Origin of the sequence: Anabaena lutea FACHB-196, assembly GCF_014698305.1 — a bacterium.
GTDB classification, from domain to species: domain Bacteria; phylum Cyanobacteriota; class Cyanobacteriia; order Cyanobacteriales; family Nostocaceae; genus Anabaena; species Anabaena lutea.
Genome location: NZ_JACJST010000009.1, coordinates 164113 through 180888, shown reverse-complemented (window position 1 = coordinate 180888; position 16776 = coordinate 164113). Strand labels below are relative to the sequence as shown.

16 protein-coding genes are annotated in these 16776 nt (G+C 39.0%); 7 read left to right on the top strand and 9 right to left on the bottom strand.

Translation table 11 applies throughout. The features are described from left to right. The first annotated feature begins 228 nt into the window (after positions 1–228). From H6G59_RS12265 to H6G59_RS12250, 4 genes are all read left to right on the top strand, one after another. On the top strand, positions 229–1101 hold the full coding sequence (locus H6G59_RS12265) for an MBL fold metallo-hydrolase (protein WP_190714783.1): 873 nt from the start codon (positions 229–231) through the stop codon (positions 1099–1101). 40 nt (positions 1102–1141) lie between these two features. Then, positions 1142–2719, top strand: coding sequence for a lysine--tRNA ligase (gene lysS, locus H6G59_RS12260; protein WP_190714780.1), 1578 nt, complete (start codon positions 1142–1144; stop codon positions 2717–2719). 159 nt (positions 2720–2878) lie between these two features. Then, a complete protein-coding gene (locus H6G59_RS12255) occupies positions 2879–3586 on the top strand; it encodes a hypothetical protein (protein ID WP_190714778.1) in 708 nt (235 codons plus the stop codon). 72 nt (positions 3587–3658) lie between these two features. Continuing rightward, entirely contained in the window at positions 3659–3892 is a 234-nt protein-coding gene (locus H6G59_RS12250) for a hypothetical protein (RefSeq protein ID WP_190714776.1), read from the top strand. A gap of 16 nt (positions 3893–3908) precedes the next feature. Here the strand turns inward: H6G59_RS12250 and H6G59_RS12245 are convergent, their stop codons facing one another. From H6G59_RS12245 to H6G59_RS12210, 8 genes are all read right to left on the bottom strand, one after another. Then, positions 3909–4493, bottom strand: coding sequence for a Uma2 family endonuclease (locus H6G59_RS12245; RefSeq protein WP_190714774.1), 585 nt, complete (start codon positions 4491–4493; stop codon positions 3909–3911). Positions 4494–4563: 70 nt separating this feature from the next. Continuing rightward, a complete protein-coding gene (proB, locus tag H6G59_RS12240) occupies positions 4564–5673 on the bottom strand; it encodes a glutamate 5-kinase (protein ID WP_190714772.1) in 1110 nt (369 codons plus the stop codon). A 350-nt stretch (positions 5674–6023) separates the two neighbouring features. Continuing rightward, positions 6024–6563, bottom strand: a complete 540-nt coding sequence (locus H6G59_RS12235; protein WP_190714769.1) for a YqeG family HAD IIIA-type phosphatase — start codon at positions 6561–6563, stop codon at positions 6024–6026. 382 nt (positions 6564–6945) lie between these two features. Continuing rightward, positions 6946–7518, bottom strand: coding sequence for a DUF3727 domain-containing protein (locus tag H6G59_RS12230; protein WP_190714767.1), 573 nt, complete (start codon positions 7516–7518; stop codon positions 6946–6948). A gap of 132 nt (positions 7519–7650) precedes the next feature. Further along, positions 7651–8151: a Holliday junction resolvase RuvX gene (gene ruvX / locus H6G59_RS12225; RefSeq protein WP_190714765.1), complete on the bottom strand. Its 501-nt coding sequence runs from the start codon at positions 8149–8151 to the stop codon at positions 7651–7653. Further along, positions 8129–9361, bottom strand: a complete 1233-nt coding sequence (locus H6G59_RS12220; RefSeq protein ID WP_190714763.1) for a GNAT family N-acetyltransferase — start codon at positions 9359–9361, stop codon at positions 8129–8131. The genes ruvX and H6G59_RS12220 overlap by 23 nt, the downstream gene beginning before the upstream one ends. Before the next feature lie 235 nt (positions 9362–9596). Beyond that, positions 9597–9797, bottom strand: coding sequence for a hypothetical protein (locus tag H6G59_RS12215; protein WP_127053373.1), 201 nt, complete (start codon positions 9795–9797; stop codon positions 9597–9599). A gap of 332 nt (positions 9798–10129) precedes the next feature. Continuing rightward, positions 10130–10708, bottom strand: a complete 579-nt coding sequence (locus H6G59_RS12210; RefSeq protein ID WP_190714761.1) for a hypothetical protein — start codon at positions 10706–10708, stop codon at positions 10130–10132. Positions 10709–11208: 500 nt separating this feature from the next. On the opposite strand from H6G59_RS12210, the gene phnD reads away from it, so the two are divergent. Next, complete coding sequence (phnD, locus tag H6G59_RS12205; RefSeq protein ID WP_190714759.1) at positions 11209–12090, top strand: phosphate/phosphite/phosphonate ABC transporter substrate-binding protein; 882 nt, start codon at positions 11209–11211, stop codon at positions 12088–12090. A gap of 11 nt (positions 12091–12101) precedes the next feature. Further along, a complete protein-coding gene (locus H6G59_RS12200) occupies positions 12102–13952 on the top strand; it encodes a sensor histidine kinase (protein ID WP_190714756.1) in 1851 nt (616 codons plus the stop codon). A gap of 31 nt (positions 13953–13983) precedes the next feature. On the opposite strand, the gene H6G59_RS12195 is transcribed toward H6G59_RS12200, so the two are convergent. Next, a complete protein-coding gene (locus H6G59_RS12195; protein ID WP_190714754.1) occupies positions 13984–14865 on the bottom strand; it encodes a 4-hydroxybenzoate solanesyltransferase in 882 nt (293 codons plus the stop codon). A 244-nt stretch (positions 14866–15109) separates the two neighbouring features. Between H6G59_RS12195 and H6G59_RS12190 the strand changes: the two genes are divergently transcribed. Then, the gene (locus H6G59_RS12190) at positions 15110–16759 is read left to right on the top strand and encodes a Ppx/GppA phosphatase family protein (protein ID WP_190714752.1); all 1650 of its coding nucleotides are present in this window, start codon (positions 15110–15112) and stop codon (positions 16757–16759) included. Positions 16760–16776 lie beyond the last annotated feature (17 nt).

Genomic DNA, 16776 nt, shown 5'->3' with positions numbered 1-16776 from the left:
AGCAGTAAATACATCGCCAATTCTGAATTTAGACTTATGATATTTTTGTCAATCAAATTAATAGTTAAATAATTCGTAATTCGTAATTCGTAATTAAGTTTTGTAATGGGGATTTAACCCCAACACAAAACTTACCGGTTATAAAACCGGGGGACTTAAACCCACGGTATTTGGTTAAACTTTGCTAAATTAGAGATATAAAATTTCTCTCTCAGCAGAGGTTTGAATATGGCTCATTTAAACCAACGTCGTCCTCAAAATATCAACGGCGAGTTTTACGTTGATACCACCTGCATTGATTGTGATACCTGTCGTTGGATGACCCCCGAAATATTTCATCGTGTAGATGAACAATCAGCAGTTTACCATCAACCAACAAACGAAACCGAAAGATTAGCCGCACTTCAAGCACTTTTAGCTTGTCCTACCAGTTCCATTGGTACAGTTGAAAAACCCAAAGATATTAAACTTGCTCAACAAAGTTTCCCCATTTTAGTTGCTGAAAATATTTACCATTGTGGCTATCATTCAGAAAACTCTTATGGTGCTGCTAGTTATTTAATTCAACTTCCCGAAGGTAACATTTTAGTAGATTCTCCTCGCTTCACCCCACCTTTAGTTAAGCGTCTCGAAGAGTTCGGTAAGATTAGTTATATGTACCTGACTCATAGAGATGATGTTGCAGACCATCAAAAATTTGCTGACCATTTTCACTGTCAACGTATCCTCCATGAAGATGAGATTTCTTCAGATACAGAGAATGTGGAAATTAAGCTTACTGGTTCAGAACCATTTCCATTAACTTCAGATTTATTAATCATCCCCGTTCCCGGTCACACCAAAGGACACACCGTTTTACTCTATAAAAACAAATTTCTCTTTTCTGGTGACCATCTCGCATGGTCAGATGACTTACATCAGTTGATAGCATTCCGTCATGTTTGCTGGTATTCCTGGCCAGAACAGATAAAATCAATGGCTAAATTGGCTAATTACTCCTTTGAGTGGGTGTTACCAGGACATGGTAGACGCTTTCATGCTGACACCCAAACAATGCACCAACAAATGCACAAGTGTTTAGAGTTGATGAAAACCTTGTAAGAGTTAGAATATAAGGCATCGTCAAAAATATAGATGTCAAATGTTCTGGGCTGATAAAATCGCTGCTGATGCACAAGGCTACCAGGTAGTTAATGATTCCAAAACTCCCTCCGGTAGGGTACACGTAGGTTCATTACGGGGTGTGGTTATCCATGACGTTATTTACCGTGCCTTGAAACACGCAGGTAAGCCCGTGAAGTTCTTGTACGGTGTGGATGATTATGACGCGCTGGATACGGTTCCTAAATATTTAGATCAGGAAAAATTTGCTCCTTATCTGGGTTTTCCTCTGTGTAATGTTCCTTCTCCAGAAGATACAGCTAGTGATTACGCTAAATATTTCATTGGTGAATTTTTTCAAGTTTTTGAGTATCTAGGAATTAAACCAGAAACTTATTTTTTGCGTGATTTATATCGCACTGGAAAACTCAATTCTTACATCGATACTTTCCTCAAAAATGCTCACTTGGTTAGAGAAGCATATAAAGAGGTAAGTAAAGCAGACCGACCTAATAATTGGTATCCTTTTCAAGTTATTTGTGAAAACTGTGGCAAAATCGCCACAACTGTAACTACCGATTACAACGGTTCAGAAGTTTTTTACACTTGTAAACCAGATGCAACTGACTATACAAAAGGTTGCGGTCATTCTGGCTGGGTTTCTCCTTTTGATGGTAATGGTAAATTACCTTGGAAAGTGGAATGGGTTGCTAAGTGGGATGTCTTGGGTGTAACTATCGAAATGGCAGGTAAAGACCACTCTCAAAAAGGTGGTTCTAGAGATGTTGCTAATTCTATAACTCGCAAGGTTTTACAAAAGCAACCTCCTTTCCATTCTCCCTATGAATTTATTCTTGTGAATGGCACGAAAATGAGTTCTTCTAAAGGAGTTGGTTCGAGTGCAAAGGAAATTGCTGCTTTACTTCCTCCTGAATTACTGCGCTTTTTGATGTTGCGAACTCAGCCAAGATCAGTAATCAATTTTGCGCCAAATTATGAAACAATTACTCGTTTATTCAGAGACTACGATACTTTAATAAATAAGTATTCAAATTCTCCTGAATTAACTGAAGAATTAATGCCGTTATTTTACGCGCAATTAGGTGATGAAGTTAAAACTTTCCAACCTTTTGATTTTAGTACGCTGATTTCACTTTTGCAAGTTCCGCGTTTGAATATTCAAGAAGAGGTTAAACAACGTAGTCAACAGCCTTTAACTGAGTATGATCAGCAAATTGTTAATCAAAGAATTGCTGCTGCTCAATTGTGGTTACAAGATTATGCAGATGAGGAAGAAAAGTTAGTTCTCTATTTGGAACAAGTCCCAGAAAAAGCGAATGAGTTGACTGAAGAACAAGTTGCTTATTTGCAGAAACTGGTAGAGAATTTGCAGAATATTTCTAACTGGGAAGCTGAAGAATTGCAAACTTTGATTTTCTCGACTACTAAGGAATTGCAAATTCAACAAGCCAATGCTTTTAAGGCTTTGTATCTATCGTTTCTAAATAAAGAACGTGGTCCCAAAGCCGGTGGTTTGTTGTCTTATTTAGAGAAGTCATTTGTGATTTCGAGGTTGCAAGATGTTGTTAATTTGAATCAGTCAAAAGCTGAAGTTTAACTACTTGTTCCCTGTCTCTGACAGGGAATACAGTTTTTGAGTCTCTGACTCATATTTAATGTTAGCAGAAGGCAGAGCCTTCTTGATTGCATTCCCAGGTAGAACCTGGGAACGAGGAGCGAGAGAATAGAAGTCCTATATATTTATTTGATCTTAACTATGCCAGGTTATAACCATTTCCCGTCATGCTCATGTGGTTGGTGTATTGGTGGTGGAAGCAATGGTAATAGGTTACAAAGCATTAACCTTTCTAAATCTACTAATTCCCTGTCTACTGGTTTATCAGTTGCTCAAATCACTGGTTCTAAGACTTATCAAACTGAATGTTGGTGGTGTGGAGAATTAGTTTATTATCATACTAACGGATATGGAGATCATGTCTTATTTGATAGTTTAGGATATCCTTGGCAAATACATAAATGTTGGAGAGAATATTGGCAAGGACAGAAAGAAAAAAATGTGAGAAATTTTAAAATTCAGAGCCATATCTTATTTAAAAAGGAAAATAAGGGAATAACAGCTTTTGAAGATTTCAATTACATCCAGCAAAAACATCTTATTCTTGCTGGAATAATTAACCAGATAAATATTAAGTATGAATTGGCTACTGAAGAAAATGTAGCAAGTAAAATGGGAATAACCATAGCATTATTTAGACAGGAATATAAACATCATTACAACTTATATAGGGAAAATGGAATAACACAAATCAGATTAGAACATACGCCCATATATCCTGTTAGCATACCTAACCATAGCAACGAAAGAAAAAAGAAACAAACTACTGTTTGCCCTCATTGCAAATCAACCGTTTCAGTTAAAAATTTAGAAAAACATATCAAAAAAGTTCATAAGCTTAATGTTTAAGTATTGTTGAATGTTGTATTCATATCAGAATTATTAATGCAAGAGAAGCAACACGCAGAGAAAGGAGATTTTATGAATCAGGACTTTAAACCAGAAAATGATGAACTGCGTTCTGAATATAACTTTACTCAGCTAGAGGGAGGTGTAAGAGGTAAATATGTGGAACTTTACCAACAAGGAACTAATTTAGTTTTATTAGCACCTGATGTTGCTCAAGCTTTCCCCACAGCAGAAGCAGTCAACGAAGCGTTAAGATTATTAATTAGGTTGGCTAAATCTCAAGTAGAAAATGTTGAAAATAGTTAGGCTATATCTCAATTATTCAAATACCTCGACGAAATTCTCTGATCGCTTCCAAAGGAGAAGATAACAAAAGACAACGACTCAACAAAGATAAATTTAATTCTGGCAATAACTCGCTTTTAACAACTTTCTCATATTCTTGTTCTCGCAAACAATAAACCTCAAGCGTTCCATCTTCCCAAAACCAAATTTCTGGGACTTTCATTAATTTATATTTTTTCAGTTTGATGGGACTACCACTAGTAATCACTACTTCAATACATAAATCTGGTCTATCTTTATCTGTTCCCAAACAATAAGATAAGTCTGCTTGATACTCAACTACACCAGGAATTATTTGAGAATAACTACCACTGGGGAAAAATTCAATTTCCTTAATCTCAAAGTAGATGATTAGCAGTCCAGCAATCAAACCACTAATCAACTCATGCGCTTTACCGACACCCACAATTTCTAAAACTCCCTCACAATAAAATAAACGCACCCCAGGGAGATGTTCAAAACCCTTTTGAATTGCTTGAAATCTTTCCCAACTAACCCCACGACGGTAGAAACGTTGTTCCTCCTCCGGTAAACCCAAAGAACCTTCCAAAGCTTGAACCATAACCTCTCCTCCATAAAAACTCCGCGAACCTCCGCGTGAACCTCCGCGTTCCTCTGCGTTAAAAACACTCCTAAATCAAAACCAAATTATCGCGGTGAATCACAGTTTCTGCACCCGCATAACCCAAAATGCCCGCAATATCCCGTGAATGACAACCACAAATTTTTTCCAAATCTTCGCTGTTATAGTTAACTAATCCTCTGGCAATTTCGTTACCATTACGATCGCACAACTGCACTGCTTCCTGATTCTCAAACTCCCCTTCTACAGCCTTAATTCCCGCCGCTAACAAAGATTTTCCCGCTTGCAAAATGGCATTTATTGCCCCATCATCTAAATATAATTTACCCGTCGGCACTAAACCATAAGCTATCCAGCGTTTTCTCGCTGAAGTTGGTTCTGGTTGCGGTTCAAAATGCGTTCCTATAGCTTCCCCTTGGATAATTTTTTCAATATTGCGGGGAAAACGACCTTGAGTAATGACAGTTCTCACACCAGCTGTGATCGCAATTCTAGCAGCCGAAATCTTTGTCACCATCCCCCCAGTACCCCACTGTGAACCCTGTCCGCCGGTTTGGATTTGTAATTCTGCCAATTCTTTCATATTACTAATTAAAGAAATAGGACGGGCATCTGGCACTGTACGAGGATCTGCTGAATACAATCTATCCACATCAGTCAGTAAAAATAACCAATCCGCTTCAACTAAACTGGCAACTAAAGCGGAAAGGGTGTCGTTATCACCAAATTTCAATTCCTCAACAGCTACTGTATCATTTTCATTCACCACCGGAATCACTCCCAGTCCTAATAATTCCTGAAAAGTATTATAGGCATTGAGATAGCGACTACGTTGTACTAAATCTGCTCTTGTTAATAATACTTGAGCTATAGGTTGATTTAATGTACTAAATAAATCATCATAAATACGCATGAGGCGACCTTGCCCAACTGCTGCTACAGCTTGTTTGAGGGCTATGGCTTTCGGACGTTCTGTTAAACCCAGACGCGCACAACCCACCCCCACAGCACCAGAGGAAACTAAAATTACGCGATGCCCTTGGTGTCTTAAATTGCACAGAGTTTCCGTCAAAGTTGCAATAGTGGAAAGGGCTAATTGTCCTGTTTCTGGTTGAGTTAGGCTAGAAGTACCGATTTTAACAACTATTGTTTTAGTCATTGGTCATTAGTCATTAGTCATTGGTCATTAGTCATTGGTCATTAGTCATTGGTCATTGGTCATTGGTCATTAGTCATTAGTCATTAGTCATTAGTCGGTTACTCACCAATCACCAATTACCCATTACCAGCCTCAACTAGATGACTTGCAACTTGGGTAAATACCTAAAAAATTGTACAGCGCCAATCCCTCTATAGTGAAGGCTGACGCTGTACGGGTTTATATTTATCTGTTATTTCCTAGGGTCTTTTTTGGCTGACCCTGATGCTATTGCAATATATATTCTCTGATTTTTGAGAAAAAGCAAGAAAGCTTAATGATTTCTTTAGATTCAGTTTGCTGACGATTTATCAATCTTTGTGAATTTTTGTGTGTTTAGGTGTAATGGAGGCTCCTAATATTTCTGATACCCAGACTTCAAAGTTACGGATGGGATGAGAACGGAGAGCGGTATCAGCATGGACAATCGGTTCAACTAATATGGTAAACATACCCAGACGATTACCTGCGATCACATCAGTAAACAAGCGATCGCCTACCATACCCACTTCATGTACAGGTAAACTCATCCCTTGCAATGCAGCCCTGATTTTGCGCCGTGAGGGTTTAGCTGCACCCAGGTAGTAAGGTAAGTTAAGGGAGCGAGCAATACTACCAATTCGCCCTTCGCTCAGGTTATTGCTGACTAAGTACAGTGCAGTGCAAGTACGGACTTCTTCTACCCACTGTTGCAGTTCTGGGGAAGCCTCCCTAACTTTAATCGGGACTAAAGTGTCATCCACATCCAACACCAGCCCTTTCAGCCCATATTTTTGGATAGTCTTTGGTGTCAGGTTCAAAACTGAACCTTGTAAAATCAAGTCAGGCTGTAAGAGATTGTTCCAAGTCATAATAATTCGTAATTCTTAGTTCGTAATTAAGTAGAAAAACGTAAATAAACATAACTATGCTGACATCTTACACTAGTACCTACAGTGCGCCGGAGAAATCATTACCAGATGGGTTAGTCAACTAATTGAAAATGGTGCAACCTACTAACTAGGTAAAAAAAGATCAACAAAGCTAAAACCTGCTTGATTTTTCTTCTTCCATTATTAACAAATCAAGTCACTCTATTCTGTAATTACGAGTTCCAAATGAGGCAATAATTTTTTGATTAATAAATTTCCACTGCCAATCAACGGAATCGACTCAGATGGGCAATGGAAAAATTTCAACTTCACAATTGAGAAATGGTATTTCTAATTATTAGTGTTTAATTATCAATTAGGATTATTCAACCTGATTAAAAAGATGCTCTTCTAATAAAGGTTGAACTTTCCGAAACTCTTCAGGAGATAGCAATTCAGGCTTACCTGTATCCGTTATCCTGGCAAAAAATAGCAGGGGATCGAGGGGTGTATAAATTGCATATTCCTGATCTTCATGGTAGAAACTGGCCAGTAATTGTAGTTGCTCTGGTTCTAAATTTGCTTCGTCATCTTCAATTTCTAAAGTAAAGAGTTCTGATTCTTCGACTGGTGGTAGCTCACCAGCCACCGTCAAAGCATAAGCAGTATTTTTGACGATCAGATTCTGCTCAGATAGAACTGCTTGAGCGGTGGGAAAAACTTTGTTAATCGTAGCATCATCTTCTACCAAGATAGCCTCTTCTTCTTCACCTTCATCTTGCCAAGCGAAGATTTCTATGGGTGAGTCTACTGGCAAAAGTAAAACATATTCTTGCTCATCTACAGATAGCGAATGCTCAATATAACATTCGAGCGATCGCCCGTCGTCATCTGTCAGAGTGATAGAACCAACGTTAGACTGGTCATTTTCGTCAGAAAATTGAGAGGAAGACATAGCCGCATTATGTAAATTTATCAATACCCGCAACTGTGGAGATCATTGAAATATCTTCATGATAGCCAATGTCAACCAAAAAGCTGGATATACAGTTGAGTAATAGTTTTCAGAATACCATGTTAAAAGGTATCAATCCTCAGTAAATGCTACTGATCTAGGGGAAGTGCTTCGTCTGTTATCTAGCCATTGTTGCAGAATCAGAGCAGCAGCTTTGCGGTCAATTAGACCCTTATGACGCGAAGGCGAGCGATTTTCTGCTATCAGCATTTGTTCGGCTTGATAAGAAGTTAATCGCTCATCCATGTATTCCACAGGCAAATTTAGGGCTTGAGCTAGTCTAGTAGCAAATTTTTGGACATGACGAGCCTGAAAACCCAAAGAGCCATCCATTGAATATGGTAGACCCACAACCAGAACTTGCACTTGGCGCTCATTCACTATTTGTTGTATTTGCTCTACATCCTCCTTAAAAGACCTGCGCTCAATGGTGGTGATACCTGTGGCAATTAAACCCGTACCATCGCACCCCGCCAGCCCAATACGCTTGCTACCGACATCCACGCCCAAAGCTGAGATTAAAGACTTTGATTGCTGCTGAACTATCACGCTAATTCGTCTCCTGCTGTGCATCTGTTGGCTCAGATTGGCCAGATGCATCAATATTAAAATTGTGGCTACCAAAAGAAACAATTTCTGACTTAGTTGGCACCGGTCTGTCTGACTTAGGCTGTGGCTGTTTTGGTATCCATGACATTCCTCCTGGTATAGGTTTGCGTGCAGGTTGCAGTCCTTGCAACACTTCCGGCCACTGAATACCTTCCAAGGAGACAAATTTTGATTCCCGTAGCTTATGCCAAACTGAGCGCGACATAATCAGGGTATGTTCTATGCGTTTAGCCCCAATGCGCTCTAAATATTCCTCACGCTCTGGCTGATAATCAGAGGAAGCTAGTTGCAGACCTTGCTCAGGAAAATCTTGGGTAATGCGGGATAATTGAGACAACAATTCTGGATACAACCAAGTATAAGCCGGGTGAACAGTCAGAGTTGCGACATGGGGATTTTCCCCTTTCCGGTCAAGTTGTACCTGAAAATGACCAATGGCTGCTTTGCGCTGGGGTTCAAATACATAGCCGCTAACGACTTCGGTTTTAGTCAGCCACTGTTTGACAGCATCTGAGAGAACGCCGAATAAACTGGTTTTGAAGTCATGGGTGTGGCGGTCAAATACCTGACGTACCAAAGGAGGCATTGATGCTGTATCTAATTGATATAGCAATGGGGCATCAGCATTACTGACTGGTAATAGGTTCGGTAGGTCTGGTTCGGCTTGTGCCAATTCAACCAACAACTCTGGGCTAATTTCCCAGTATGTCATTTCCGCTAGTCGCTGAAATCCATTTTGCCGATAGAGCGCTAGAGCTTCTATATCATTAACATTGACTTCCAATAACCAAGTACGAGCTTCTAAAATTGATTCAAAGCAGTGGCGCAAAAGTTGGGAGCCTACGCCTTGCTTGTCAACAGCACGGTCTAACATTACCCTATCAATTCGCCAAGTGCTGCGGGTACGGTTAAACGGTGAGACTTGAATCATCCCCAGAAGCATCCGCCCTTGTTCTGCCACATAGCCACAGAAGCGGTACTGGAATGGGTTGGGAAACCAACTCAAAAACTTGAGTAACCCAAACCAGTGACGCAGCCACTGCATGGTAAAAAATGCTCCCTTGGGAGAGTGGGCTGCAAATGAATCTTGAGTTAAGCGCTCAATGCCGTCCAGATCCCGGTATTGGACTGGTCGAATTACAACGCTGAGGTTTCGAGAAAGTAGTGAATTCATTTTGATTCAAGCCGCCATTTAGCCTTTACTGATTGCGATTGGTGAGGTAATGCTGCAATAATCTTAACGGCTTTCCGCTCCTAGCTATTGCTCCAAAAGAGTGATTTTCTTAACTCAATACTTAAAAAAAGCATAAAAAGCAGATATTTTGAGTACACCTTTGGTGTGGACACAACAACATCTGCCTTTATTTTATGGTAATTTCGGTTAAAATTCTGTATTGTCTGTACTCTTTCTATAGCCCTTGCCGAGAAACTATCTTCTCAAAGTTGGCTTGGGTTTGATGGAGTAGTTGCTGGCGACTATCTTCTATGGTCTGTTTTAGGGTTGGAACCAGGTTGCGAGCTTGAAGAGTCATGTGCATCTGTAGATGAGCTACGTATTCGCTAATATCTTGGTTTTCTACAACTGCGCCCGTTAGTAAGTTTGATTCCATTGCCACTATGTTCTCCTTTGATAAATCTTGTACAAATTCATAACATGATCAAAAGTTATCATGTTGTTACGTCTTGCTTGTTAATTTGCAATGAAGTGTAACGGTTGTTTACAGTAGTCCAGCAGTTAGGGTGTTTATGAGTAGCGAGTACCGAGTAGCGAGTACCGAGTAGCGAGTAGCGAGTAGCGAGTACCGTGTCAGAAGTAAGAAGTCAGAACAGAGGAGTTGAAGACAGTTGTGAATTTACTAACTGATAACTCAAAACTCGAAGCTAAAAATTCATAACTCAGAACTCGGTACTCAGTACTCATTACTTAGAATTAGGAATGGGATTACCACTTCTCTGCCCAGTAGACAATTTCCGAGGTAGAACTATCAATTGCTACCCCGTAACTATTACCATGATTCCATTTGAAACCTGGTTTACCTTGATCTTGTGCCTTTAAGACAAATATTTTATAAGTCTGGGGAAAGGCTTCAGTTGGGGAATCACTAGTATAAAAAAAAGTTGTTGGTAAGCCATTGGGTTGATTGCTGTGATCGTTTGTATCACCTCCCCGATATTCGCGCACAGCACTTTTACTGTATTGCGAAAGCAATTTTTGAATCTTTTCAGAAGGTTGTTGGAAACGAACTTGCAAAAAACTACTTCCTTGTACAGAGCCGGGAGAGTAAACCATCCGCACAGTTTTAGGATCAGTCGGTATCTCTGTAGGAAAGTGTTTGATTAGCTCAAGATCAGACCAGGTTTGATTGCGAATTTCTTGATAGCGTGATGTATCAGTCACTATCTGCCCTGTTCCTGTATTACTGGCAGCTTTTGTGAGGAGAAAACTGCTGGCAACTACACTCACACTACCAACGGAAAACAAACCTATTGTGGCGATTTTAGCAAGAAGAGATTGCTGCATTTAGTTGGGTGAATCTAGCTTGTAGATTAATATTCCAACTAATAAAACTATAGTCCTGATAATTTTGAATCTAGCCCCAGAGATATTACCCAGAGATATTAAATTAATTCGTAATAATAACCTTATTTTAACCTTGTCTATTGGTAAAATAAGTTATGATGTAAATGTAATTATACGAAATAACAGCATTCCTGAGCAAAAAACAAAATATCAGTCTTAATCAAGAAAAATTTGGCTGAAAATAACTCAAAAGCTTACCATTAACAAGCATTAATTACCTCGGCAAAATTAATTATACATTTTGCCGAAGAATAAAACTCTCTGTATTCTTTTACTGTTGCCTGCGATGCACTCTTGCTTGCCGTAAGTCCTACGGACAGGCTGCGCCAACGCGGAGCGTCTTGTTCACGCAGTGTCTCCGACAGGAGAAGAGAAGTGTTCCCTATTCCCTCCCCTAACTAGATAATTTATTTTGCACGATTACTTATTTGAGTTAATGTATGAAACGCCGTAAATTGCTGTGGTACTCTCTACTATTCGTTGTTGGTTGTGCATCTGAAGTGAATACCGCAGATCAGTTAGCAATCACTGCACCCAAAAAATTAAGACTTGCAGTTACAGATGTAACTGGAATTGAAGATTTACAGCGTGATTTTGGTGCATTCCGTATTGCTTTAGCGGAAGTATTAGGTATACCTATTGAATTTTTTCCTGTTGATAATCCCATAGCAGCAGCACCTGCTTTACTTTCGGGACAGGTAGACATGGTGTTTGCTGGCCCTTCAGAATACTTGATTTTAAATGCCAGATCAAAAGCTATTCCTCTAATTGCGCTTCAGCGCAGAAATTACTATTCGGTTATTTTGGTACGTGCAGATAGTAATATTAAATCATTAACTCAATTGAAAGGCAAAACAATTGCTATGCGAGAGATTGGTTCAACTTCTGGCCATCTTTCTCCCACTAGGATGCTGATGGATGCGGGATTAGATCCGAATACAGATTTCAAAATTGTGCTATTAAATGATAAGGGTGTGGTGGCTTTAAAGAAGGGAGAAGTGGATGCTTGGGCAACGGCATTTGATAGATACCAAAACGTTATAGCGCGTGAAGGTTTATCTGAAAAAGATTTTTCTATACTCGTTAAGGGACCATTGCTACCTAATGATGTATTTATGGTTAGCAACCAAATGGCAGCTAGTTTTGTGGAAGATTTGCGATCGCGTATGATTCAAAATCAGGATAAACTCATCGAAAGTATAGTAGTTGCTCCAGCTAACCAGAAATATAAAGGAGGACAACTAATTACAGCAAAAGATTCTGACTATGATATAATCCGTGAGGTTTATCGAAAACTTGGACAGGAAAATTTCCTACAATAGTCACTCAATGAATGATAAATCTTGCCAAGATAAGAATTAAACTTATTTTTCTGTGGTTAGGTTACTTAAGCAATAACTTGAATATAGCCAAAAAAATTAGTTATGGTTACACTGTTACAATAGGCATTGCTGCTATTGGGACAATCACCGGTTTGGTAATTGCAAATCACTATGAAGCATCAGCCCAAAATCAATTATTCTTATCTTATCAACAACAATCTCTTTTAAAAGATTTAGAAAATGCAGTAGTCACGGTAAGATTACATCCACAACGATTAGCTACCGTATTAAATAATTCTATTTGGTTGGAATTTGAAAAAAACAAATTTCTGGAAGATGTTACTCATGTTAATCAGCAATTATTAGACCTACCAAAATTCATTCAGTCTAATCCCGATAATTTGGCAGTAGATAACCAAGAGTTAACAAATTTAGTAAATAAATATAGAAAAAATACAGAGTTATACACTCAGATAATTAAAGGTTTTTGGCTGCAAATATCATCAAATAATGTATTAATAGAAAATGCTAATTCTTCCCAGGAAAAGCTAATTTCATTACTTAATCAAAAGGAATATATTGATCTCAATGTTAAATTTGAGAGACTATCGGATGAGCTAATTTTAATTATCAGACGTGCCGATAGTCAAAGAGATCAGGCCAATCTTAGTTTTCAGAATGCTCAAAACCTGCGAGCAAAAATTATTTTAGGAAGTATATTGCTTTCTTCAATAATGGCAGCAGCACTGGCATTTTATACTACTATGTTAATTACCCGTCCTCTAAAAGAAGTTACTCAAACCGCCAGAAAAATCACAGAAGAATCTAATTTTAAACTTAGGGCTAATGTTAATAGCAATGATGAAGTTGGGACATTAGCAACATCTTTAAATAGATTAGTTGAATGGGTGGGAGATTATACTCAGCAAATAGAATTATCTCGAAAAAATTTAGAACAAAGGGTAGAAGAACGAACGCAGCAACTTCAAGAAGCACAACGAACTTTAGAACAAAGGGTAGAAGAACGAACGCAGCAACTTCAACAAACACTGCAAGAATTAAAAGAGACTCAAGGGCAATTAATTCAAACAGAAAAAATGTCTTCTCTTGGGGAAATGGTAGCAGGGATAGCTCATGAAATTAATAACCCTATTAACTTTATTTATGGCAATATTCAATGTGCTGAAAATTATCTAGATGATTTAGTTGATTTATTAAATTTATATCAAGAACAGTACCCTCATGAAAATTTGATAATTGATGAAAAAATTGCCGATATTGATTTAGAATTTCTCACTGAAGATGTGTCGAAAATGTTTTTTTCGATGAAAATAGGCGCTCAACGTATTCGGGAAATTGTGTTGTCATTGCGTAATTTCTCCCGATTAGATGAATCTGAAATGAAGGATGTGAATATTCATGAAGGAATTGATAATACTTTATTAATTTTAAATCATCGACTTAATAAACAAATTCAGGTTATTAAAAACTATGGAGATTTACCTTTAATTGATTGTTATCCAGCCCAACTGAATCAGGTATTTATGAATATTATAAGTAATGGAATAGATGCATTACTAGAATATGAAAATAAAGATAATAAGCAAATATTTATAGATACATTAAAGCTAGATAATAATTATATCAAAGTAGTAATTAGAGATAATGGTCCAGGAATTTTACCAGAAATTATCAATAAACTATTTGATCCTTTTTTCACTACTAAACCAGTAGGTAAAGGTACTGGCTTAGGGTTGAGCATTTGTTATCAAATCATTGAAAAACACCAGGGTAAAATAGAAGTTGTTTCGGCAGTTGCCCAAGGGACAGAGTTTGTAATTACTTTGCCGATAAAACACTGAAATTGGTAATACTTAATTGCTAATGGTTACTTCACAAAGAACCAACAATCATACCTGCTAGGATTAAGAAACCAATCCAGACATTTTGACGAAACATTTCACCATAAACAGGATTGGGTAGTTCTGGGTTTCGCAAGCGCAGAGATTGCCAAATCCAAGCCAGAGTAGCAATTATTAAGGTAATCCAGAAGGCAGTGTGGAGATGAACTAAGACACCAACTCCAGCGAGGAGAATAATAGTTCCGACGAAGAAAATCCCAATAGCTGTAGGGGCGTATTTACCAAAGAAGAGGGCGCTAGAATTGATACCAATCCGTTGATCATCTTCGCGATCGCTCATCGCATAAATAGTATCAAATCCCAATGTCCAGAGAATAGTTGCACCCCAAAGTAACCAAGTCGGTGTGGAAACGCTTTGAGTGACGGCACTCCAGCTAATCAAAACCGCAAAACCCCAAGCGATGGAAAGTACCAGTTGCGGTACAGGAAACACCCGCTTTGCACCTGGATAAAGTAAAATTACAGGTACTGCGGCCACCGACAACCAGAAGCTCAAGGGGTTAAGATAGAAGGCGATAACTGCTGCACAGGCTAGGGCAACGATACCAACTGCTATACCAACTTTGACAGAAAGGGCGCGAGAGGCAAGAGGGCGATCGCGTGTTCTCTCTACTTGCGGATCTATATCCCGATCCCATAAATCATTAACTACACATCCTGCGGCACTGGTGGCAAGAGTACCTAATATAATCACCCCAACTAGGGGTAAAGGTGGTTTACCAGCAGCTGCCAAAAACACAGCCCATAATGCAGGAATCATCAAAATTAACCTGCCTTCTGGTTTATGCCACCGCAATAGCCGGATAATTACGAGTAATAATGGTTCTTGGTTGCTTTCTGGTGTATTTAGCATATTTGATCAATTCACATATCTTCACGTTTCTAGAATATCGTTATTTGATAATTGTAAACACAGCAACTCAAGTTGCAGCCTTGCATACAAATTCACTACTTAAATTGTGAGTGATGTGACTAGACAATTAACCTGACAAGTCTATAGATTGCAGTAATAAGTATTGAGTGCGGCTTCAATTGACACACCAGCACTGACCAGCAATTATTGATTGACCATTTATTGTTAACAGAGAGAAACCTAGATGCTGAATGTTTCAGCTAATTGGGGGAGTATGCCAACTCAACCAGTCAAGCACAACCGGATTATTGCGGCCATTGATATCGGCACTAATTCCTTACACATGGTAATAGTGCGGATTGAACCGATGCTACCAGCTTTTACGATGATTGCCAAAGAAAAGGAAACGGTGAGATTAGGCGATCGCAATTTGGAAACTGGAGAATTGAAACCAGAAGTGATCAAAAAAGCGATCGCTTGTTTGGGGCGTTTTAAAGAACTTGCCAAAACCTTAGAAGCAGAAAGCATTATCGCCGTAGCAACTAGCGCCGTCCGCGAAGCTCCCAATGGTCAAGATTTTTTGCAGAAGGTAGAAACAGAAGTAGGTGTAAGCGTTGACTTGATTTCTGGTCAAGAAGAAGCGCGACGCATCTACTTGGGTGTGTTGTCGGGGATGGAATTTAACAACCAACCGCACATCATCGTTGACATTGGTGGTGGTTCCACAGAATTAATTTTGGGTGACTCTCAAGAACCGCGCAGTCTCACCAGTACTAAAGTCGGTGCAGTACGACTGACTGGAGAATTAATCACCTCTGATCCCATCAACGATATTGAGTTTAAATATCTGCAAGCCTATGCGCGGGGAATGTTAGAACGTTCGGTAGAAGAGGTACTAGGAAAACTTAAGCCCGGTGAATCTCCTAAGTTAGTAGGAACATCTGGAACAATTGAAACCTTAGCCACGATTCATGCTAGGGAAAAATTGGGTGTTGTTCCTTCTACTCTCAGTGGTTATCAATTTAGTCTGCAAGACTTGCGAACCTGGGTAAATCGCTTACGGCGCATGAACAACGTCGAACGGGCGACGATTCCAGGAATGCCAGATAAGCGGTCAGAAGTGATACTAGCTGGGGCAGTAATTTTACATGAAGCTATGACCCTGTTGGGTGTGGACTCAGTCACACTTTGTGAACGTTCTTTGCGGGAAGGTGTGATTGTAGACTGGATGCTGACACATGGTTTAATTGAAGATAAACTGCGCTACCAAAGTTCAATTCGCCAGCGTCATGTCCTGAAAACTGCCAAGAAATACCAGATTAACTTAGAACATAGCGATCGTGTAGCTGCATTTGCCCTAAGTTTATTTGATCAAACTCAAACTAAACTACATAATTGGGGAAAAGACGAAAGACAATTACTCTGGGCTGCTGCCATTTTACATAATTGCGGTCACTACGTCAGTCATTCTTCACACCACAAGCATTCATACTATTTAATTAGAAATGGTGAATTACTTGGTTATAACGAAACGGAGATCGAAATCATTGCTAATTTAGCCCGTTATCACCGCAAATCTGCACCCAAAAAAAAGCATGATAATTACCGCAATCTATTGCACAAAGAACATCGACAAATGGTGAGTCAATTGAGTGCAATTTTAAGATTAGCCGTTGCTTTGGATAGAAGACAAATTGGGGCTATTTCTCGCGTGCAGTGTGAATACTTTCCCCATCTACATGAATTTAAGATGTTAATTTTTGCTTCTAGTTTAGGTGATGATTGTGCCTTAGAACTGTGGAATTTAGATTATAAGAAAGGAGTGTTTGAGGAAGAATTTGGAGTGAAATTAGTAGCGAATTTAGTCAATCCTGGCAACGCTAGGTTTTCCTAACTAATTTGTAGGGTGCG